This is a genomic window from Pantoea sp. DY-15 (assembly GCF_019795935.1).
Classification (GTDB): Bacteria; Pseudomonadota; Gammaproteobacteria; order Enterobacterales; family Enterobacteriaceae; genus Pantoea; species Pantoea leporis.
This window is the reverse complement of the sequence record NZ_JAIMIF010000001.1, coordinates 356762-376835: the sequence shown is the minus strand read 5'-3', so window position 1 is coordinate 376835 and position 20074 is coordinate 356762. Positions and strand designations below refer to the sequence as shown.

At 54.4% G+C, this 20074-nt stretch carries 19 protein-coding genes and 3 tRNA genes; 1 reads left to right on the top strand and 21 read right to left on the bottom strand.

All coding sequences use genetic code 11. The features are described from left to right. Positions 1–20: 20 nt before the first annotated feature. Positions 21–1082: a quinolinate synthase NadA gene (gene nadA / locus K5Y32_RS01880; RefSeq protein ID WP_222181651.1), complete on the bottom strand. Its 1062-nt coding sequence runs from the start codon at positions 1080–1082 to the stop codon at positions 21–23. 135 nt (positions 1083–1217) lie between these two features. Continuing rightward, positions 1218–1724, bottom strand: a complete 507-nt coding sequence (locus K5Y32_RS01875; protein WP_222181650.1) for a methylated-DNA--[protein]-cysteine S-methyltransferase — start codon at positions 1722–1724, stop codon at positions 1218–1220. Between the two features lie 158 nt (positions 1725–1882). On the opposite strand from K5Y32_RS01875, the gene K5Y32_RS01870 reads away from it, so the two are divergent. After that, entirely contained in the window at positions 1883–3349 is a 1467-nt protein-coding gene (locus tag K5Y32_RS01870; protein ID WP_222182868.1) for an AlkA N-terminal domain-containing protein, read from the top strand. Positions 3350–3784: 435 nt separating this feature from the next. Here K5Y32_RS01870 and K5Y32_RS01865 read toward each other — a convergent pair. From K5Y32_RS01865 to sucA, 19 genes are all read right to left on the bottom strand, one after another. Next, a tRNA-Lys gene (locus K5Y32_RS01865) sits at positions 3785–3860 on the bottom strand. Between the two features lie 27 nt (positions 3861–3887). Further along, positions 3888–3963, bottom strand: a tRNA-Lys gene (locus K5Y32_RS01860). A 53-nt stretch (positions 3964–4016) separates the two neighbouring features. Continuing rightward, positions 4017–4092, bottom strand: a tRNA-Lys gene (locus tag K5Y32_RS01855). 166 nt (positions 4093–4258) lie between these two features. Next, positions 4259–5053, bottom strand: coding sequence for a cell division protein CpoB (gene cpoB / locus K5Y32_RS01850; RefSeq protein ID WP_101763206.1), 795 nt, complete (start codon positions 5051–5053; stop codon positions 4259–4261). A gap of 9 nt (positions 5054–5062) precedes the next feature. Beyond that, positions 5063–5581 carry a peptidoglycan-associated lipoprotein Pal gene (gene pal / locus K5Y32_RS01845; protein ID WP_101763207.1) on the bottom strand — a complete coding sequence of 173 codons (519 nt, stop codon included), beginning with the start codon at positions 5579–5581 and terminating at the stop codon, positions 5063–5065. A gap of 64 nt (positions 5582–5645) precedes the next feature. Next, positions 5646–6941, bottom strand: coding sequence for a Tol-Pal system beta propeller repeat protein TolB (gene tolB, locus K5Y32_RS01840; protein WP_101763208.1), 1296 nt, complete (start codon positions 6939–6941; stop codon positions 5646–5648). 116 nt (positions 6942–7057) lie between these two features. After that, a complete protein-coding gene (tolA, locus tag K5Y32_RS01835) occupies positions 7058–8335 on the bottom strand; it encodes a cell envelope integrity protein TolA (protein ID WP_222181649.1) in 1278 nt (425 codons plus the stop codon). 26 nt (positions 8336–8361) lie between these two features. Beyond that, positions 8362–8790, bottom strand: a complete 429-nt coding sequence (gene tolR / locus K5Y32_RS01830; protein ID WP_008107389.1) for a colicin uptake protein TolR — start codon at positions 8788–8790, stop codon at positions 8362–8364. Between the two features lie 13 nt (positions 8791–8803). After that, on the bottom strand, positions 8804–9490 hold the full coding sequence (tolQ, locus tag K5Y32_RS01825) for a Tol-Pal system protein TolQ (protein WP_101763210.1): 687 nt from the start codon (positions 9488–9490) through the stop codon (positions 8804–8806). Continuing rightward, positions 9487–9909 carry a tol-pal system-associated acyl-CoA thioesterase gene (gene ybgC, locus K5Y32_RS01820; RefSeq protein ID WP_255602487.1) on the bottom strand — a complete coding sequence of 141 codons (423 nt, stop codon included), beginning with the start codon at positions 9907–9909 and terminating at the stop codon, positions 9487–9489. The genes tolQ and ybgC overlap by 4 nt, the downstream gene beginning before the upstream one ends. A gap of 180 nt (positions 9910–10089) precedes the next feature. Then, positions 10090–10383 (bottom strand): cyd operon protein YbgE, encoded by a 294-nt coding sequence (gene ybgE, locus K5Y32_RS01815; RefSeq protein ID WP_101763211.1) that lies wholly within the window; start codon positions 10381–10383, stop codon positions 10090–10092. Then, positions 10383–10496, bottom strand: a complete 114-nt coding sequence (gene cydX / locus K5Y32_RS01810; protein WP_007890642.1) for a cytochrome bd-I oxidase subunit CydX — start codon at positions 10494–10496, stop codon at positions 10383–10385. The genes ybgE and cydX overlap by 1 nt, the downstream gene beginning before the upstream one ends. 15 nt (positions 10497–10511) lie before the next feature. Continuing rightward, a complete protein-coding gene (cydB, locus tag K5Y32_RS01805; RefSeq protein ID WP_101763212.1) occupies positions 10512–11651 on the bottom strand; it encodes a cytochrome d ubiquinol oxidase subunit II in 1140 nt (379 codons plus the stop codon). 11 nt (positions 11652–11662) lie between these two features. Next, positions 11663–13234, bottom strand: a complete 1572-nt coding sequence (gene cydA, locus K5Y32_RS01800) for a cytochrome ubiquinol oxidase subunit I (protein WP_101763213.1) — start codon at positions 13232–13234, stop codon at positions 11663–11665. Positions 13235–13698: 464 nt separating this feature from the next. Next, positions 13699–13881 (bottom strand): hypothetical protein, encoded by a 183-nt coding sequence (locus K5Y32_RS01795; RefSeq protein WP_222181647.1) that lies wholly within the window; start codon positions 13879–13881, stop codon positions 13699–13701. A gap of 17 nt (positions 13882–13898) precedes the next feature. Beyond that, complete coding sequence (gene sucD, locus K5Y32_RS01790; protein ID WP_110865742.1) at positions 13899–14774, bottom strand: succinate--CoA ligase subunit alpha; 876 nt, start codon at positions 14772–14774, stop codon at positions 13899–13901. Continuing rightward, complete coding sequence (sucC, locus tag K5Y32_RS01785) at positions 14774–15940, bottom strand: ADP-forming succinate--CoA ligase subunit beta (RefSeq protein ID WP_007890646.1); 1167 nt, start codon at positions 15938–15940, stop codon at positions 14774–14776. The genes sucD and sucC overlap by 1 nt, the downstream gene beginning before the upstream one ends. A 60-nt stretch (positions 15941–16000) precedes the next feature. Beyond that, a complete protein-coding gene (odhB, locus tag K5Y32_RS01780; RefSeq protein WP_101763215.1) occupies positions 16001–17227 on the bottom strand; it encodes a 2-oxoglutarate dehydrogenase complex dihydrolipoyllysine-residue succinyltransferase in 1227 nt (408 codons plus the stop codon). Between the two features lie 15 nt (positions 17228–17242). Beyond that, positions 17243–20050 (bottom strand): 2-oxoglutarate dehydrogenase E1 component, encoded by a 2808-nt coding sequence (gene sucA / locus K5Y32_RS01775; RefSeq protein ID WP_110865741.1) that lies wholly within the window; start codon positions 20048–20050, stop codon positions 17243–17245. Positions 20051–20074: the final 24 nt, after the last annotated feature.

The window sequence follows — 20074 nt, the reverse complement described above, 5'->3', positions numbered from 1 at the left end:
GCCTGTGTAACGGGAGCCCGTCATGCATTCCCTTTGATTTTAAGTTTGAGATCTGCAGCAAAGGATAGCATGCGGTTGAGCGGTAGCAACGCGGCCTCACGCAATGCGCTATCCACATGGATCTCATGCGCGCTGCCGCCACGCTCCAGTCCTTCGGCAATCGCTTTCAGGCCGTTCATCGCCATCCACGGACAGTGCGCACAGCTGCGGCAGGTTGCGCCCTCACCCGCCGTGGGCGCTTCCAGCAGCTCTTTGTTCGGCACCGCCTGCTGCATTTTGTAGAAGATGCCGCGATCGGTGGCGACGATCATCTGCGGATGCGGCAAACTTTGCGCCGCCTGAATCAGCTGACTGGTGGATCCCACCGCATCAGCCAGATCGACAATCGCCTGCGGTGATTCAGGATGCACCAGCACCGCCGCATCCGGATAGAGCGCCTTCATGCGTTGCAAAGCCTGTGTTTTGAATTCGTCATGCACAATACAGGCGCCCTGCCAGCACAGCACATCCGCGCCGGATTTTTGCGTGACGTAGCGGCCGAGATGGCGATCCGGTGCCCAGATGATTTTCTCGCCGAGGCTGTCAAGATGCTCAATCAGCTCAACCGCGATGCTCGAGGTGACGACCCAATCCGCACGCGCTTTAACCGCCGCCGAGGTGTTGGCATACACCACCACAGTGCGATCGGGATGCTGATCGCAGAAGCGGTTAAATTCTTCAATTGGGCAACCGAGATCGAGCGAGCATTCCGCCTGCAAGGTGGGCATCAGCACGGTTTTTTCCGGGCTAAGGATTTTTGCGGTTTCACCCATAAAACGCACGCCCGCCACCAGCAAGGTTTTAGCGGGATGGGTGCTGCCGAAACGCGCCATTTCCAGTGAGTCCGATACGCAGCCGCCGGTCTCTTCCGCCAGCGCCTGAATTTCGGGATCGGTGTAGTAATGCGCCACCATCACCGCATCGCGTTCTTTCAGCAAGCGTTTGATTTTGTTTTTGTAGTGGGCTTTTTCATCGTCGCTGAGACGTGCCGGTTTAGGCGGGAAAGGATAGATCGCGCTTTCAGGATCGAACATCAGGCTCATGACACGGCTCTCGTTTTCTCAATTTAACAAAATTGCCGGTTACGGCAATGATGCGGCATCAAAACCGCTATCGTGTTTTATATGCTAAACACGATAGCGGAATTGCGCGAGAGTGTCGTCTCTTTTTTGCGCGCTCTACAGCAACAATGCGCTGCTCAACGTTTTCTGCGGACTTTCCAGCTCCAGCAGGAAGGCTTTAACGGTGAGTCCGCCTGCAAAACCGGTGAGTTTGCCGTTGCTGCCAATCACGCGATGGCACGGCGCCATAATCGACAGCGGATTTTTACCGTTCGCTGCGCCCACGGCGCGCACCGCTTTCGGATTGCCGATCTGCTCGGCGATTTGCAGGTAGCTGCGCGTTTCTCCAAACGGGATGGTGAGCAGCGCCTGCCACACTTTTTTCTGAAACTCGGTGCCGACGGTGTCGTACGGCATATCAAACTGCTGACGCTCACCGGCGAAATATTCGCGCAGCTGGCGTTCGGCCTCACACAGAATCGGATGCTGATCGTTACGGTTGATCGGCTTCAACGGCACGCGCTGCGCCCCTTCGTTTTCCCACAGAATCGCCGACAATCCTTTATCGGTGGCAACAAGCGTGAGCTCACCAACGGGCGTCGCGATGATTTTGGCATGATACATGGTGCACCTCCGGCATATTCTCTGCTGGCGATTATCGCATTTCCGCCGCAGGAAACTGGCTGTTTTCGGTCATCAGCATAAACTGGTTAGCTGTCCGAAAGCAGCGAGTTTTCCTGTTCAGCTTGCGCGACCATGCCGTTTATTTGCCGGAGACGATGATGTTTGATGCTGAAATTGCGTACCAGGCGCTGACGTCGCGCGATAGCCGCTTCGACGGGCTGTTTTTTGTTGGCGTGACATCCACCGGCATTTATTGCCGCCCCATTTGTCCAGTGAAAGCGCCGATGCAGAAGAACTGCCTGTTTTTTAGCAGCGCAGAGGCCGCCGAGAAAGCGCACTTCCGTCCGTGTTTACGCTGCCGTCCGGAACTGGCGCCCGGCTCTGCGCCGGTGGATAGCCATCACCGCATTGCCGATCGTTTGATTCGCCGCATCGAAGAGGGCTTGCTGGAAGAGCAGGAGACGCTGGCAGACATCGCTGGCGAGTTTGACCTCAGTGAACGTCAATTGCGTCGCGTGGTGCAGCAGGAGCTCGGCGTATCGCCTTTAGAGCTGCGTCAGACGCGTCGTATGCTGCTGGCTAAGCAACTTCTGACAGAAACCTCACTACCGGTAACAGAAATTGCTTACGCCAGCGGCTTCCGCAGTTTGAGGCGCTATAACGATGTGTTCCAGGCGCGCTATCGCATGACGCCTTCCCGCCTGCGCAAGCAGAATCAACCCGACGCCGTGAAGACCACGCAAGAGAGCGCCGAACTACGCCTGAGTTATCGGCCGCCTTACGATTGGGATGCGATGCTCGATTTCCTGCAACAGCGCGTGATGAAGGAGGTGGAATGGGTGAACGAGGGCATTTATCACCGTACGGTGGCGCTGGGCAACTGTCGCGGCTGGGTGCGCGTGAGCCATCTTGCGGAAAAACAGTCGCTGAAGGTGCAATTTACGACGTCTCTGACGCCAGTGCTGCCCGCTTTGCTGCGTCGTCTGCGCGATCTGTTTGACCTGGATGCGCAGCCACAGCGCATAGCAGAGCACCTAAGCCACGATCCGCTATTAGCCGAGAGCTTGTCGCGCTTTCCCGGTTTACGCGTTCCTGGTGCGTTTGACGGCTTTGAGTTGGGTGTGCGTGCGATACTCGGCCAGCAGGTTACCGTGAAAGCGGCGACCACGCTTAGCAGCCGAATGGCACAGCGCTTTGGTGAGCCGCTGGTAACGCCGTGGTCAGAACTTTCACGTTTGCCGCCGAATGCGGAGTCGCTGGCGGCGGCGAGTATCGATGATATCGCCAGTCTGGGGATTGTCAGTGCGCGTTCACATGCCATTCAGGCACTGGCGCAGGCCTGTGCTTCTGGCGCATTACGCTTTAACGGTGCGGTGAATCCAGACGTGGTTCAGCAGCAGCTACTTGCGCTAAAAGGCATTGGGCCGTGGACGGCAAGTTATATCGCGATGCGTGCGCTGCGTTGGCCTGATGCGTTTCCCAAAGAGGATATTGCGATTCGTAATAATCTCGGCGGCGTGAGTGCCAAAGTGGCGGAGCAGTTATCGCAGGTTTGGCGACCGTGGCGCAGCTATGCGGTGCTGCATATCTGGAAAAGTCTGACGCCGGTTAAGAAATCTGAATAGTGCGTTTCAGGCGGAAATAAGGGGCGGTTGCGTAAAGTCGCCGTGGATACATCCCTGTAGGCTCTGCCGGCGCATCCATGCGCCGGAAGCTATACTCCACCGCCCCTTATCCCCGCCTTCATGCAAATATGTGCACTTATTTAGAAGCGACTCTTGAGCCTGATAGCTCTAAAAGGCGGGAGCGGAGGAGCGAAGCGTCCGAGCCATGGACAAAAACGCCGGGAGCGTTTTTGCACAACGCGAAGCGTTGCCCGCTTGCGGGCGAGCCTCATGGATGAGGCGAGTACTTGCGAGGCCGATCCACAGGGATGTGATATGTCTTCGCGATCCGTCCCGCCTTTTAGAGCCCGGCACCCATCCCAAAGCAACACTGCTAAAATTTTATTAAAACGTAGAAAAGCAAAAAGGCGCCTTTAGGGCGCCTTTCTACATAACTGGTGGGTCGTGCAGGATTCGAACCTGCGACCAATTGATTAAAAGTCAACTGCTCTACCAACTGAGCTAACGACCCGCTGTGGGGCTTACAACCTTTACTAGATGGTGGGTCGTGCAGGATTCGAACCTGCGACCAATTGATTAAAAGTCAACTGCTCTACCAACTGAGCTAACGACCCATCAAGGTTGTGAAGCTTACTGAAGAAATCATCTCTCTTACAACGGGTTGAGATGGTGGGTCGTGCAGGATTCGAACCTGCGACCAATTGATTAAAAGTCAACTGCTCTACCAACTGAGCTAACGACCCATCTTCAGTGCTGCCGATACTTGTTAAGATATGTCCCGGCAACGGCGGCATATATTACTGATTTAGCGGGAGGGCGCAACCCTTATTTTCCACTAAATGTCTCAATTGCTTACCTTTCATGCTGTAAGACCAGAAATCACACGAAATCCGGTCTTTTAAGCACAAATTACAACCCGGCAAGACGTTTTTGCGCCTGCTTAGCAGAATCACTATTTGGGAATTGTTTGATCACTTGCTGGAAGACAGCCTTGGCTTTCGCCGTGTCGTTCTTCTCTTGCATGATCACGCCAACCTTAAACAGCGCTTCCGGGGCTTTTGGCGATTTCGCGTAGTTTTTTACCACAGTGGCAAAATAATAAGCCGAATCGTCTTTTTTACCCTTGTTGTAATACAGCTGACCCAACCAGTAATTGGCATTCGGCTGATAGGTAGAATCAGGATATTTCTTCACCCAAGCCTGCAGGGCAGTAATCGCCTGATCGTACTGCTTCTTCTCCAGAATCAGCGCAACCGCAGCATTGTAGTCCGTGTTGGCATCGCCGGTTTGCGCTGGCGCGGCCGAACTGGCGCTGCTACCGCTATCCGCAGAAGCCGCAGCGCCCGCTGCAGCGGCATCAGCACCACCGCTCGCCTGCGCACCGTTACTGCCGGAGCTAAGGCTGTCGATTTGCTGATAGAGCTGCTTCTGGCGCTCAATCACCTGATTAAGCTGATAGCTATTTTGCTGGATTTGCCCGCGCAGCGAATCGATATCGCTTTGGTTGTCGCTCATCTGCTGCTGCAATTGCTGCAAAAGCTGAGCCTGGGCATTAGAGATACGTTCAAGAGTGGTGACGCGGTCTTCGACCGAGCCTGAGCCAACGCTACTGATTGACGCCTGGGCATTAGCGGCCCCCAAAGGAGCCGCTAAACCAACCAGTAACGACAGACTCAACAGATGAAGTCTGAAGTTACTCATCATGATATTTTCTTAGTAAACCAGTACGGCACGACGGTTTTTAGCGTAAGCCGCTTCGTCATGACCCAGTACAGCTGGTTTTTCTTTACCGTAAGAAACGATAGACATCTGATCAGCAGAAACGCCTTTGCCTTGCAGATACATCTTAACGGCGCTTGCACGACGTTCGCCCAGAGCGATGTTGTATTCTGGCGTACCGCGCTCATCCGCGTGACCTTCGATGGTCACTTTGTATGACGGGTTGCCACGCAGGAATGCAGCGTGCTGATCCAGCATCTGAGCGTAGTCAGAAGCCACGTCATACTTGTCCAGACCGAAGTAAACGATGTTGTTCTGCTGCAGCTGCTGCATCTGCAGGCGCGCTTGCTCATCAGAAGACATGTTACCGCCGTTCTGACCAGCACCGTAAGCACCGTCGTTAGCGCCCATACCAGTCTGATCGTTGTTGTTGTTTTTGTGTGAGCTACATGCAGCTACTGCGATAACCGGCAGAGCCAGCATCAAACCCTTCAGCACTTTGTTCAGTTGCATTTCTTTATCCTATTATTTTGTTTGCCATACATTTTAATCCCCCGCCGTGCAGGGGACCTATGCATCACAGATACGGCGACCAGGCAGGGAATTTGACCTGTCCATCAGTTGCCGGAAGACGCGCTTTGAAACGCCCGTCGGTTGAAACCAACTGCAACACGGAACCCATCCCCTGAGTAGAGCTATAGATTACCATTGTGCCGTTTGGCGCCAGACTCGGCGTTTCATCCAGGAACGTGTCCGTTATTGTTTGAACGGCTCCCGTTACCAGATCCTGTTTGGCGACGTGCTGAGCGCCACCGGCGCTGCTGATCATCACCATAGTTTTGCCGTCAGTTGACACATCCGCATCCTGGTTTTGCGCACCTTCCCAGGTAATACGTTGTGGCGCACCGCCGTTGATACCAACTTTATAAATCTGGGGCGCACCGGCCTGATCCGAGGTGTAAGCCAGTGTCTGGCTGTCCGGGAACCACGTTGGTTCAGTGCTGTTGTAGCGACCATCAGTCACCTGACGCGTCTGACCAGAAGCCAGATCCATCACATACAGGTTCAGGCTACCGGTTTTCGACAGCGCGAAGGCCAGTTTAGAACCATCTGGTGAGAAGGCTGGCGCACCGTTGTGACGCGGATAAGAAGCCACCTGACGGATTGCACCGTTAGACAGCGTCTGAACCACCAGCGCAGATTTGCCGCTTTCGAAGGTCACGTAAGCCACTTTGCTGCCATCTGGCGACCAGGCCGGAGACATCAATGGCTGCGGTGAACGGTGAACCACAAACTGGTTGTAGCCATCGTAATCCGACACGCGCAACTCATACGGGAACTGACCGCCATTGGTCTGTACCACATAGGCAATGCGAGTACGGAATGCGCCTTTGATGCCGGTCAGCTTTTCGAACACTTCGTCACTGGCGGTGTGCGCTGCGTAACGCAGCCACTGCTTAGTCACTTTATAAGAGTTCTGCGCCAGCACGGTGCCTGGCGCGCCGCCGGTGTCCACCAACTGATAGGCAACTTGATAGCTGCCGTCAGCGTTAGGCGTTACCTGACCAACTACGACCGCATCAATACCCAATGCGCTCCATGCGGCAGGTTGAACTTCCTGTGCGCTGGCTGGCTGTTGTGGCAGACGAGAACGATCGAGCGGATTAAATTTACCGCTGTTACGTAAGTCAGCAGAAACGATCCCGCCGATGTCTTCTGGTGCCGCGCCTGGGCCAGCCCATTGGAACGGAACCACACCAATAGGACGTGCGGTGTTAACGCCCTGCGTAATTTCAATACGGACTTCTGCATGAAGCATTGCTGCCCACAGCAGTACAAAAAAACCTAAGGTTACACGAAGTGCCTGCTTCATTTTTTCTCCCTTACCTGAACCAGAGGTTCATGATAATTCGCACAGTTCCTGAAAAACACGAGTACTCATAGAGTATGGCAAGCTAACCTTAGTTCAACCTGCCGTACGTTACTGCATTATTCTGGTTTGAAACGCATCGGTGCGTTTTTAAACACTTCATACACCGCCTGCGAAGGCGGCTTCGGAATCCGCGCCTGCTTCGCGGCAGCAATTGCCGCCTGACACAAGGCGGGGTCGCCACCTTCCGATTTAACGTCAATCAGCAAACCATCCGGTGCCAGTTTAATACGCAGGTTACACTCTTTACCTTTGTACAAATCTGCATCGTAGAAACGGCTCTGAATCGCCCCGACCACTTGCCCCAGATAATTATTGATATCTGCGCCTGACGCGCCCGCTTTCTTCTGATTGCCCTGCCCTGCAGCGCCACCCGATGCGGTGCCGCTTTTCGGTGCATTCTTACCAGAAGACAAACCACCTAACAGGTCATCAACCGCATTTTCGTTCTTCGCAGCTTCAGCGGCGGCTTTTTTGGCATCCGCAGCCGCTTTCGCTTTTGCATCCGCTTTTGCCTTAGCAGCCGCATCGGCCTTGGCTTTCGCCTCGGCGGCAGCCTTCTCTTTGGCTTCTGCTGCGGCTTTTTCCTTCGCCTCAGCAGCCGCTTGCTCTTTAGCCTCTTTGGCTTCCTGAGCCGCTTTCGCCTTGGCATCGGCAGCAGCCTGCGCTTTGGCTTCAGCGTCCGCTTTGGCTTTCGATTCTGCGGCCGCTTTTGCCTGCTGCGCCGCTTTCTCTTTCGCTGCTTCAGCGGCAGCGGCTTTCGCCTGCTCTTCTGCTTTCTTCTTCGCGTCAGCTGCGGCTTGCTTGGCTTCTTCTACCGCTTTGGCTTTGGCGTCAGCCGCTGCTTTTGCCTGCGCATCAGCTTCCGCTTTGGCATCAGCCTTGGCTTTCGCTGCGGCGGCTTCGGCAGTTTTCTGCTGTTCCTGGGCCTGCTTAGCGGCGGCTTCAGCGGCTTTCTGCTGCTCGGCCTGCTGCTTCGCCTGCTCTTTGGCTTCCTGCTGGGTCTGCAAGCGCTCTTTTTCCATCTCTTTCAGGCGCTGCTGCTCAGCAGCTTGTTTCTGCTGTAACTCTTCGGCCTGCTGCTGCGACTGCTTCTGACGCTGCTGCTCGGCGCGCTGACTGTCTCGTTGCTGATTCTGCTGGCGGTTATACTGCTCAACCACGGCGCCGGAATCGACCATCACTGCGTCAATATCACTGCCACCGCCACCGCCGCTGGATTCGATTTTTTCGTTAAACGAGCTCCAAATCAGTAAGGCGATCAGCACGATGTGCAGAATCACCGAAACGATTATCGCGCGCTTTAACTTGTCGTTCTGCTCGGTTGCCTTCGACACACTCGGTTCCCAAAAAACGGTTCGCTTTAAATCGGCTGCGTCATCAAACCGACAGATTTCACGCCTGCCTGATGTAACAGGTTCAGCGCCTTGATGATTTCGTCGTAAGGGACGTCTTTCGCACCGCCGATCAGGAAGACCGTTTTCGGATTGGCTTCAATCCGGCGCTGCGCTTCGCTCACCACCTGCTCCGGCGGTAATTGCGTCATACGATCGTGATCCACCACCAGGCTGTACTGGCCAACACCAGACACTTCAACAATCACCGGTGGATTATCATCAGTTGAGACGGTTTTTGAATCTGTCGCATCCGGCAGATCCACTTCCACGCTCTGGGTAATAATCGGCGCGGTTGCCATAAAGATGAGCAGCAACACCAACAGCACGTCCAGCAGTGGAACAATGTTGATTTCCGACTTAAGGTCGCGTTTACCGCGACCACGGGTTCTGGCCATCGTAAACCTCGACTTACTTCGTGTTGTCGGTGGAGAAAGCCTGACGATGCAGGATAGCCGTGAACTCTTCCATGAAGTTGTCGTAGCCCTGTTCCAGCTTGTTAACGCGCTGGTTCAGACGGTTGTACGCCATAACGGCAGGAATGGCCGCAAACAGACCGATTGCGGTCGCGATCAACGCTTCGGCAATACCCGGTGCAACCATCTGCAGCGTGGCCTGTTTTACCGCACCGAGGGCGATAAAGGCGTGCATGATCCCCCACACCGTACCAAACAGACCGATATACGGACTGATGGAGCCAACGGTGCCAAGGAAAGGAATGTGAGTTTCCAGCGTTTCCAGTTCACGATTGAAGGAGATACGCATCGCACGGCTCGCGCCCTCAACGACCGCTTCTGGCGCATGGTTATTAGCACGATGCAAACGCGCAAACTCTTTGAAACCCGAATAGAAAATTTGCTCAGATCCGCTCAGTTCATCGCGGCGTCCCTGGCTTTCCTGATACAGGCGTGACAGCTCGATACCCGACCAGAACTTATCTTCAAACGCTTCGGCTTCGCGCCCCGCCGCATTCAAAATGCGCGTACGCTGAATAATGATCGCCCATGAGGCAATAGAAAAGCCGATCAAAATCAACATGATAAGTTTGACCAGAAGGCTCGCCTTCAGGAACAAATCAAGAACATTCATGTCAGTCACTGCTTGAACTCCGCGACAATAGACTTGGGAAGCGCAATTGGCTTCATTAGATGTGGGTTGATGCAGGCAATCAGGACTTCTGCTTCATTTAGCACTTTGCCTTCTGCATTCACGATACGCTGCGAGAACGTCATCGTTGCACGCGTCATTGAGGTCACTTCTGTTTGAATTTCCAGAAGATCGTCCAGACGTGCAGCCGCAACAAAATCGATCGTCATGCGTCGTACCACAAAAGCCACCTGCTCTTCCAACAGGACCTGCTGATTGAAATGGTGCTGGCGCAACATTTCGGTACGTGCTCGTTCATAGAAAGCAAGATAACTGGCGTGGTAAACCACACCACCGGCATCGGTGTCTTCGTAATAGACACGAACCGGCCAGCGAAACAGCTTTGTACTCACTCTACATCCCGGTCTCATTTTAAACGTTGCTACTATACGCAAGAGAGATCGGCTTGGGAATGGTCCGCTGACGCCGCGAGAAAATAATTATCACAGGTTAACAACTGGAAGGATTTATAGGATGTTTCTTGACCGGACGCTGACAAAACCTCACGTCAGCGTCTGAAATTGCGGCGTTTTTAAGTCCTGAGCCTGGACTTAATAGTAGAACCAGAAAATTCCTGCCACTAAAACTATCATCGCGGGCAACGGCGAGAAGAGCGCTTGCCAGCGTAGGCGCTGAGGGCGAAATCCGGTGCCGTGTATCACGCCGGTACAAACGGCCCATATCAGCAGCATTCCGTGCCATATCGCTAAATCACTGGTGCGCGCGGCAAAGCGTGAAGGCTGCCAAATGACACAGCCCGCCAGCCACAACGCGAGGATTAGCGAAAGGGCCCGAAGCGGGCCCTTGTCCATCAGACGATAAAGCGTCTGAATCAGTGTGCGCATCAGACTTGCTCGTCCTTCGCGCTGCTCTCTTCAACGTGCTCCAGCGCCAGCGCCGTAATCACACCGAACGCACAGGCCAGCAAGGTGCCAAGAATCCAGGCAAAATACCACATGCTCAATCTCCTTAATCAGTACAGGGAGTGCGTATTGCTCTCAATGTGTTCTTTGGTGATACGGCCAAACATCTTGTAATAACACCAGGCGGTGTACGCCAGGATAATCGGTACAAAGATGATGGCGGCAATGGTCATCACTTTCAGCGTCAGCAGGCTAGACGTGGCATCCCACATGGTCAGGCTGATGCCCGGCACGGTGCTGGATGGCATGATGAAGGGGAACATCGCAATCCCGGCCGTCATAATCACGCAAGCCAAAGTTAATGAAGACGAGATAAACGCCAGAGCGCCCTTCTCGATACGCGAGCAGAGAATGGTCAGCAGCGGCAACACCACGCCCAACAGCGGGAACAGCCACAGTACTGGCATCTGATCGAAGTTCACCATCCACGCACCGGCTTCACGCACCACATCTTTACCCAACGGGTTGGATGCCGCGTGATGATCGATAACGCTTTTCAGCACATAACCGTCGATGCCGTATTTCACCCACACACCCGCGAGAATGAAGCACACCATCATTACCAGCGCCGAGATTTGCGCGGTGCTGCGGCTGCGGACGTGTAACTCACCGGCAGTACGCATCTGCAGATAGGTTGCGCCTTGCGTCAGGATCATCGCCACACTCACCACACCCGCCAGCAAGCCAAACGGGTTCAGCAACTGGAAGAAATTGCCGGTATAGAAGAGGCGCAGATATTCGTCAGCATGGAACGGCACCCCTTGCAGCAGGTTGCCGAACGCCACACCAATCACCAGCGGCGGAACAAAGCTGCCGATGAAAATGCCCCAATCCCACATGCCGCGCCAGCGCATATCTTCAATCTTCGAACGGTAATCAAATCCAACCGGACGGAAGAACAGTGAAGCCAGCACCAGAATCATCGCCACGTAGAAGCCGGAGAACGCAGCGGCATAAACCATTGGCCAGGCAGCAAACAGCGCGCCACCGGCGGTGATCAGCCAAACCTGGTTTCCGTCCCAGTGCGGCGCAATGGTATTAATCATGATGCGACGTTCGGTATCAGTACGACCCAGAATGCGCGTCAGCATACCAACGCCCATATCAAAGCCATCGGTGACCGCGAAACCGATCAGCAACACGCCAATCAGCAGCCACCAGACAAAGCGCAATACTTCGTAATCAAACATGGTCGCTCTCCTTATCCACGCGCCGGCTGAGATGATGTCTTCAGCGTTTCATGATGATAGCGGCCGGTTTTCAGGCTGCTCGGACCGAGGCGCGCGAACTTGAACATCAGGTACATTTCCGCCACGAGGAACAAGGTGTAGAGACCGCAAATCAATGTCATTGAGAACAGTAGATCGCCAACGGTCAATGAGGAGTTAGCGACCGCGGTTGGCAGCACCTCACCAATTGCCCACGGCTGGCGACCATACTCAGCAACGAACCAACCCGCTTCAATCGCAATCCACGGTAACGGAATGCCGTACAACGCGGCTTTCAGTAACCAGCGAGACTTACCGATGCGGTTACGAATCACGCTCCAGAAGGAGAGCGCAATAATGCCCAGCATCAGCACACCGCCCAGCACCATGATGCGGAAGGCGAAGTACAGTGGCGCAACGCGTGGGATCGAATCCTGTGTCGCTTTCTGAATCTGCTCTTCGCTGGCGTTAGCCACATCCGGCGTATAGCGCTTCAGCAGCAGGCCATAACCGAGATCCTGTTTGCTGGCTTCAAACTGGCTGCGCACCTCAGGATCTTTGCTGCCACCACGCAGTTCGTTCAGCAGCGCGTAGGCTTTCATGCCATTACGAATACGCACTTCATGTTGTGCCAGCAGCTCTTTCAAACCGGTGACCGGCGTATCCACTGAACGCGTGGCGATCAGGCCGAGCAGATACGGAATCTGAATCGCATATTTGTTCTCCTGCGTCTCCTGATCCGGAATACCAAACAGCGTAAACGCAGCCGGAGCCGGTTGGGTTTCCCATTCCGCTTCAATTGCCGCCAGTTTGGTTTTCTGCACGTCACCGATTTCATAACCGGATTCGTCACCCAGTACGATCACTGACAGAATCGCCGCCATACCGAAACTGGCTGCGATGGCGAAAGAGCGTTTAGCGAAAGCAATGTCGCGCCCTTTCAGCAGATACCATGCGCTGATACCAAGGATGAACATCGCGCCCGTGGTGTAACCGGCGGCCACGGTATGGACAAACTTCACCTGCGCAACCGGGTTCAGCACCAGCTCGGAGAAACTCAACATCTCCATACGCATGGTTTCGAAATTGAATTCCGATGCAATGGGGTTTTGCATCCAGCCGTTCGCCACCAGAATCCACAGCGCGGACATGTTCGAACCGAGCGCCACCAGCCAGGTCACCGCAAGGTGTTGCACCTTACCGAGGCGATCCCAGCCGAAGAAGAACAGGCCAACAAAGGTGGATTCGAGGAAGAACGCCATTAAACCTTCGATGGCGAGCGGCGCACCGAAGATATCGCCGACATAGTGTGAATAATATGACCAGTTGGTACCGAACTGGAATTCCATGGTCAGGCCGGTAGCCACGCCGAGTGCAAAGTTAATACCAAACAACTTGCCCCAGAACTTGGTCATATCTTTATAAATTTGTTTCCCCGTCAGGACATATACCGTTTCCATGATCGCCAATAAAAACGCCATACCCAGCGTTAATGGCACGAAAAGGAAATGGTACATCGCCGTCAGGGCAAACTGTAAACGCGACAGCTCGACAATATCTAACATGATGACTCCTTGCTCCTCGCATGAACTTCCCCTGCGGATGACAACGGCAAACAACAGACATTGACGCGCAGAACAAGATTCAGGAACGACTGATTATTGATTCCAGTTTTGTTACTGATAGAACAGAGAAAGCTGTTGCCCGAAGAGAGCGAGTAACAGTGATAAAATTCCCTTAAAAACCGATCTTTTCAGTCAATTTAAAGCAGGAGTAACACGAGGAGGCGGCAGAATTGATATAACAACGCCTGGCACAAACTCCTGATAAATTATGACGAAGACTGAATTGATGCAGCGCAATTTATACCGGTTAGTCGGCGTTTTGCTAGCGGTAAAGTTTCCTATAAGTCGCTATTTATTGATCTGGATTAAGACAATAAATTTCCAGATATGTAGTATTACAGTGGTTGTTAATTAGATGTCACAACATCATCATATTATTAAGAATATAATTACCTTTTCCGCAATTATTTAACCTCATTTTGGAAAGCCGCACGCCAATTGCTTGATAAAAATCCAGCGCCTTTTCCCTTCTTTACCTTGATGACAGAGTAAGCATAGCCGCAATTTTTTGAAGCCGTTGCGCTTTTTTCCCTCTCTTTCAGGCGGGTTATTACCAAAAAAAAAGCCACCCGAAGGTGGCTTTTCATTGTCAGTCTGTATTGGCTTATTTGAGTGGTAAAACCGCTTTAACCGCGTCACCAATGTCTGCCAGGCTGCGTACGGTTTTCACACCGGCAGCTTCCAGCGCAGCAAATTTCTCATCAGCGGTACCTTTACCACCGGCAATGATGGCGCCTGCGTGGCCCATACGTTTGCCTTTCGGTGCAGTCACACCGGCGATGTAGCCGACAACCGGCTTGGTCACGTGGGCTTTGATGTAAGCTGCTGCTTCTTCTTCCGCGCTACCACCGATCTCACCGATCATCACGATCGCTTCGGTCTGTGGATCTTCCTGGAACAATTTCAGGATATCGATGAAGTTAGAGCCAGGGATCGGGTCACCACCGATACCTACGCAGGTTGACTGGCCGTAGCCGATGTCAGTGGTCTGCTTAACGGCTTCATAAGTCAGCGTACCTGAACGCGATACGATACCGACGCGGCCTGGCTGGTGAATGTGGCCTGGCATGATACCGATCTTACATTCGCCTGGCGTGATCACGCCTGGGCAGTTCGGGCCGATCATGCGCACGCCAGCTTCATCCAGCTTCACTTTCACGGTCAGCATATCCAGCGTTGGGATACCTTCGGTGATGGTGATGATCAGTTTAATGCCCGCATCGATCGCTTCCAGGATACCGTCTTTGCAGAACGGCGCTGGAACGTAGATCACGGTGGCGGTTGCGCCGGTCGCTTCTACTGCTTCACGCACGGTGTTGAACACCGGCAGGCCGAGATGCGTTGTGCCGCCTTTGCCTGGCGTTACACCGCCAACCAGCTGCGTACCGTAAGCCAGCGCCTGCTCAGAGTGGAACGTCCCTTGACCACCGGTGAAACCCTGGCAAATGACTTTGGTGTTTTTGTCGATCAAAATGGACATTATTTACCCTCCGCTGCAGCTACAACACGCTGTGCAGCGTCTGTCAGGCTGGTTGCTGCAATGATGTTCAGACCGCTGTCCGCCAATTTCTTAGCGCCCAGCTCGGCGTTGTTACCTTCCAGACGTACCACAACCGGCACGTTGACACCCACTTCTGCCACGGCACCGATGATGCCGTCTGCGATCAGGTCGCAACGCACAATACCGCCGAAGATGTTAACGAACACGGCTTTCACTGCATCGTCAGACAGAATGATTTTGAAGGCTTCGGTGACGCGCTCTTTGGTTGCGCCGCCGCCAACGTCCAGGAAGTTTGCTGGCTCACCACCGTGATGTTTCACGATGTCCATGGTGCCCATCGCCAGACCGGCGCCGTTCACCATACAGCCGATGTTGCCATCCAGCGCAACGTAGTTCAGTTCCCACTGCGTTGCGTGGGCTTCACGTGGATCTTCCTGGCTCGGATCGCGCATTTCACGCAGTTCCGGCTGACGGAACAGTGCGTTACCGTCCGCGCCCAGTTTGCCGTCGAGGCAGATCAGATCGCCCTGCTTGGTGATCACCAGCGGGTTGATCTCAACCATCGCCAGATCGCGCTCAAGGAACATGGTCGCCAGGCCCATGAAGATTTTGGTGAACTGGCTAACTTGCTTGCCGGTCAGGCCGAGTTTGAACGCCAACTCGCGGCCCTGATACGGCTGTGGACCCGCTAATGGATCGAGCGCCATCTTGTGGATCAAGTGTGGCGTTTCTTCTGCCACTTTCTCAATCTCAACACCGCCTTCTGTCGAAGCCATAAAGATGACACGACGGGTAGCACGGTCAACAACCGCACCCAGATACAGCTCCTGATCGATATCCGTCGCGGCTTCAACCAGAATCTGGTTTACCGGCTGACCGTGCGCATCAGTTTGATAGGTCACCAGACGTTTGCCCAGCCAGTGTTCAGCAAAAGCACGAATGTCTTCTTTGCTGTTCACCACTTTCACGCCGCCCGCTTTACCGCGGCCACCGGCATGAACCTGACATTTCACTACCCACGGACCTGCGCCAATTTTAGACGCGGCTTCTTCAGCTTCACGTGGCGTGGTGCAGGCGTAGCCTGTCGGTGCTGGCATGCCATAGCGTGCAAACAGCTGCTTCGCCTGGTATTCATGTAAATTCATGATGTTCTATCCATTCAGGTATGAGTTTGGGCGCGCCTTCACACCGCGCGCCCGGCGAAATTAGACGTCCAGCAGCAGGCGAGCTGGATCTTCCAGCATCTCTTTCACCGCGACCAGATAGCCAACGGATTCACGACCATCAATCAAACGGTGATCGTAAGAGAGCGCCAGATACATCATTGGCAGAATCACAACCTGACCATTAACCGCCATTGGGCGATCTTTGATGGCGTGCATGCCGAGAATCGCGCTCTGCGGCGGGTTGATGATTGGCGTAGACATCAGCGAACCAAACACACCACCGTTGGTGATAGTGAAGTTACCGCCGGTCAGCTCTTCAACCGTCAACTTGCCGTCACGGCCTTTCACCGCCAGCTCTTTAATTTTCTTCTCAATGTCGGCCATGCTCAGTGCATCAACATCTTTCAGCACCGGCGTAACCAGACCACGCGGGGTAGAAACCGCAATGCTCACATCGAAATAGTTGTGGTAAACCACATCTTCGCCATCAATAGACGCGTTAACTTCCGGGAAGCGTTTCAGCGCTTCCACTACCGCTTTGATGTAGAAGGACATGAAGCCCAGACGCACGCCGTGACGTTTCTCGAACGCGTCGCCGTACTGCTTGCGCAGATCCATGATTGGCTTCATGTTGATTTCGTTGAACGTGGTCAACATCGCGGTGCTGTTTTTCGCTTCCAGCAGACGCTCGGCAACACGCTTACGCAGACGCGTCATCGGTACGCGTTTTTCGCTGCGGTTAGCCACAGCGGCCTGCGGTGCAGCAGCGGCTGGCGCTGCAGCCGGTGCAGCTTTGCCACCGTCAGCTTTCTTCGCCAGATGTTTTTCCACATCTTCACGCGTCAGACGGCCACCAACGCCGGTGCCTTTGATCTGGCTGGCATCGAGGTTGTTTTCAGCAATCAGGCGGCGTACCGCTGGGCTGAGCGCATCGTTGCTCTCTTCTTCCAGCGAAGCGGTCTGGCGCTGTGCCGGTGTAGATTCGTTGCTTTCCGCTTTGGCCGCAGTCTCTTTCCCGCCGCTGTTGCCCTCTTTCAGACGGCCCAGAATCTGACGAGAAGTGACGGTAGCGCCTTCCTCTTCCAGCACGGCTTCCAGGATGCCATCCGCTGAAGCAGGCACTTCCAGAACCACTTTGTCAGTTTCAATCTCTACCAGTACTTCATCGCGGCTCACAGAGTCGCCAGGTTTTTTGTGCCAGGTTGCAACCGTTGCGTCCGCTACGGATTCAGGCAAATCGGGAACGAGAATTTCTACGCTACTCATTTTCTTTCCTTTTTATTAACCAAGGTTCAGCGCGTCATTAACCAAGTCTTGCTGCTGTTTTTGATGTACGGACATGTAGCCCACGGCCGGTGAAGCAGAAGCCGGACGGCCTGCATAACGCAGTGACGCACCAAATGGAACCACTTCGCGGAAATGATGCTGACTGCAATACCATGCGCCCTGATTCAGCGGCTCTTCCTGACACCACACGAAATCCTGCACATGAGCATAGTTTTTCAATACGTCCTGCACGACTTTGTGCGGGAACGGATAGAGCTGTTCGATACGCACGATGGCCACGTCGGTCTGCTCGTTTTTACGACGCTGCTCCAGCAGATCGTAATAAACCTTGCCCGAACACAGCACCACGCGTTTTACCTGTTGTGGATCGAGATCGTCGATCTCACCAATCGCTGGCTGGAAGCTGCCTGTGGCCAACTCTTCCAGGCTGGAAATCGCCAGCGGATGACGCAGCAGTGATTTCGGTGACATGACGATCAGCGGACGGCGCATACCGCGCAGCGCCTGACGACGCAGCATGTGGTAAACCTGCGCTGGTGTTGAAGGCACGCATACCTGCATGTTCTGTTCTGCACAGAGTTGCAGATAACGCTCCAGACGCGCTGAGGAGTGCTCAGGGCCCTGACCTTCATAACCGTGCGGCAGCAACATGACCAGGCCACACATACGGCCCCATTTCTGCTCGCCGGAGCTGATGAATTGGTCGATCACCACCTGCGCGCCGTTGGCGAAGTCGCCGAACTGCGCTTCCCAGATGGTCAGCACGCGCGGTTCTGCGGTGGCATAACCGTATTCGAAAGCCAGTACCGCTTCTTCAGACAGCACGGAATCCCACACTTTGAACTGACCCTGGCCGTTATGGACATGGTGCAGCGGCGTGTAGGTTGAGCCGTTGGTCTGGTTGTGGATTACCGCATGACGGTGGAAGAAGGTCCCGCGACCGGTATCTTCACCGGAAAGACGCACCGGAATCCCCTCGTCAACCAGCGTGGCATAGGCGAGGTTTTCTGCACCGCCCCAGTCGAACGCTTTGTTGCCTTCGGCCATCTCTTTACGATCGTTGTAGATCTTGGCAACGCGAGACTGCACTTCTACCGATTCCGGTACGCTGCTGATGCGGCGCGCCAGTTCCTGCAGGCGTTTCAGTTCCACGGTCGCCGGGTAGCTTTCGTCCCACTCGTGGTTCAGATACGGCGACCAGGTGAATGAGTGCAGGCTCATCGGACGCCACTCTGGCACCACGCATTCGCCTTCATCCAACGCGTCGCGATAGAGATTGACCATCTCGGTGGCATCTTCGCTGGTCGCTACGCCTTCGCTTTCCAGCTGATCGGCATAGAGTTTACGCGGCGTCGGATGCTTTTTGATTTTCTGGTACATCAACGGCTGCGTTGCACTTGGCTCGTCGGCTTCGTTGTGGCCGTGACGGCGATAGCACACCAGGTCGATGAAGACATCACGTTTAAAGGTGTTGCGATAATCCAGCGCCAGGCGCGTCACAAAGGCTACGGCTTCCGGATCGTCCGCGTTAACGTGGAAAATCGGTGCCAGCACCATCTTGCCGATATCCGTACAGTACGGCGTAGAGCGCGCATCTTTCGGGTTGGAGGTGGTGAAACCAACCTGGTTGTTGATCACGATGCGAACGGTACCGCCCACTTCGTAGCCACGCGCCTGCGACATGTTCAGGGTTTCCTGCACCACGCCCTGACCAATAACAGCGGCATCACCGTGAATGGTGATTGGCAGAACTTTGTTGCTGCTTGGCTCAGCCAAACGATCTAAACGCGCACGCACCGACCCCATCACTACCGGGCTTACGATTTCCAGATGCGACGGGTTGAACGCCAGCGCCAGGTGCACTAAGCCGCCTTCGGTTTCCACGTCAGACGAGAAGCCCATGTGGTACTTCACGTCGCCGGTGCCGAGGTGTTCTTTGTGCTTGCCGGAGAATTCGTCGAACAGATCCTGCGGCTTCTTACCTAATACGTTGATCAGTACGTTGAGACGACCGCGGTGCGCCATACCCAGCACCACTTCGCGCGTACCGCTCTTGCCCGCGTGACGAATCATCTCGCGCAGCATGGGCACCAGTGCATCGCCGCCTTCCAGCGAGAAGCGCTTCGCACCCGGGAATTTTGCACCCAGATATTTTTCCAGGCCTTCTGCCGCGGTCAGCTCTTTCAGGAAACCTTTTTTCTCGTCACTGCTGAAAGACGCGTGGCCCACCACCGATTCCAGACGCTGCTGAATCCAGCGCTTCTCGTCGGTGTTGTTGATGTGCATGTACTCAGCACCAATCGAGCCACAGTAAGTCTGCTGCAGCGCCGCAAACAGATCGGCCAGCTTCATGGTCTCTTTGCCGATAGCAAAAGAGCCGACGTTAAAGCTTTCCTGAAAATCGGCGTCGGTCAGATCGTGATAAGCCGGATCGAGGTCGGCTACCGTGTCCTGTTTCCACAGGCCAAGCGGATCGAGGTTTGCATGCTGATGGCCGCGGAAGCGGAACGCATTAATCAGCTGCAGCACTTTTACCTGTTTGGAGTTGGTTGCCGGATCGGTCACGGTTGATGTGTAACGCGTAGCGTCTTTAGCCAGGCGGCGGAAGTAGTCACGCGTGGTGGAGTGAAATTGCTCAGGTTTCACGCCAGTGCCCGGCAGCTGTTGGAACAGCTCGCGCCACATGTCATCAACTGAGTCAGGATCGGTCAGGAAATCCTCATAGAGCTGCTCTATGTAAGATTGGTTCGCGCCGGCCAGCCAGGAGGAGTCCAGCCAGGGTTTCATCGCGCTGTTCTGCATTGTGATCCCTTAAGCATTAATCTG

Bases quoted from the DNA above. Each gene is read 5' to 3' on its own strand.
- nadA (WP_222181651.1), bottom strand. From the start codon at position 1,082: ATGAGCCTGATGTTCGATCCTGAAAGCGCGATCTATCCTTTCCCGCCT.
- K5Y32_RS01875 (WP_222181650.1), bottom strand. From the start codon at position 1,724: ATGTATCATGCCAAAATCATCGCGACGCCCGTTGGTGAGCTCACGCTT.
- K5Y32_RS01870 (WP_222182868.1), top strand. From the start codon at position 1,883: ATGTTTGATGCTGAAATTGCGTACCAGGCGCTGACGTCGCGCGATAGC.
- cpoB (WP_101763206.1), bottom strand. From the start codon at position 5,053: ATGATGAGTAACTTCAGACTTCATCTGTTGAGTCTGTCGTTACTGGTT.
- pal (WP_101763207.1), bottom strand. From the start codon at position 5,581: ATGCAACTGAACAAAGTGCTGAAGGGTTTGATGCTGGCTCTGCCGGTT.
- tolB (WP_101763208.1), bottom strand. From the start codon at position 6,941: ATGAAGCAGGCACTTCGTGTAACCTTAGGTTTTTTTGTACTGCTGTGG.
- tolR (WP_008107389.1), bottom strand. From the start codon at position 8,790: ATGGCCAGAACCCGTGGTCGCGGTAAACGCGACCTTAAGTCGGAAATC.
- ybgC (WP_255602487.1), bottom strand. From the start codon at position 9,909: ATGAGACCGGGATGTAGAGTGAGTACAAAGCTGTTTCGCTGGCCGGTT.
- ybgE (WP_101763211.1), bottom strand. From the start codon at position 10,383: ATGCGCACACTGATTCAGACGCTTTATCGTCTGATGGACAAGGGCCCG.
- cydX (WP_007890642.1), bottom strand. From the start codon at position 10,496: ATGTGGTATTTTGCCTGGATTCTTGGCACCTTGCTGGCCTGTGCGTTC.
- cydB (WP_101763212.1), bottom strand. From the start codon at position 11,651: ATGTTTGATTACGAAGTATTGCGCTTTGTCTGGTGGCTGCTGATTGGC.
- cydA (WP_101763213.1), bottom strand. From the start codon at position 13,234: ATGTTAGATATTGTCGAGCTGTCGCGTTTACAGTTTGCCCTGACGGCG.
- K5Y32_RS01795 (WP_222181647.1), bottom strand. From the start codon at position 13,881: ATGAAAAGCCACCTTCGGGTGGCTTTTTTTTTGGTAATAACCCGCCTG.
- sucD (WP_110865742.1), bottom strand. From the start codon at position 14,774: ATGTCCATTTTGATCGACAAAAACACCAAAGTCATTTGCCAGGGTTTC.
- sucC (WP_007890646.1), bottom strand. From the start codon at position 15,940: ATGAATTTACATGAATACCAGGCGAAGCAGCTGTTTGCACGCTATGGC.
- odhB (WP_101763215.1), bottom strand. From the start codon at position 17,227: ATGAGTAGCGTAGAAATTCTCGTTCCCGATTTGCCTGAATCCGTAGCG.
- sucA (WP_110865741.1), bottom strand. From the start codon at position 20,050: ATGCAGAACAGCGCGATGAAACCCTGGCTGGACTCCTCCTGGCTGGCC.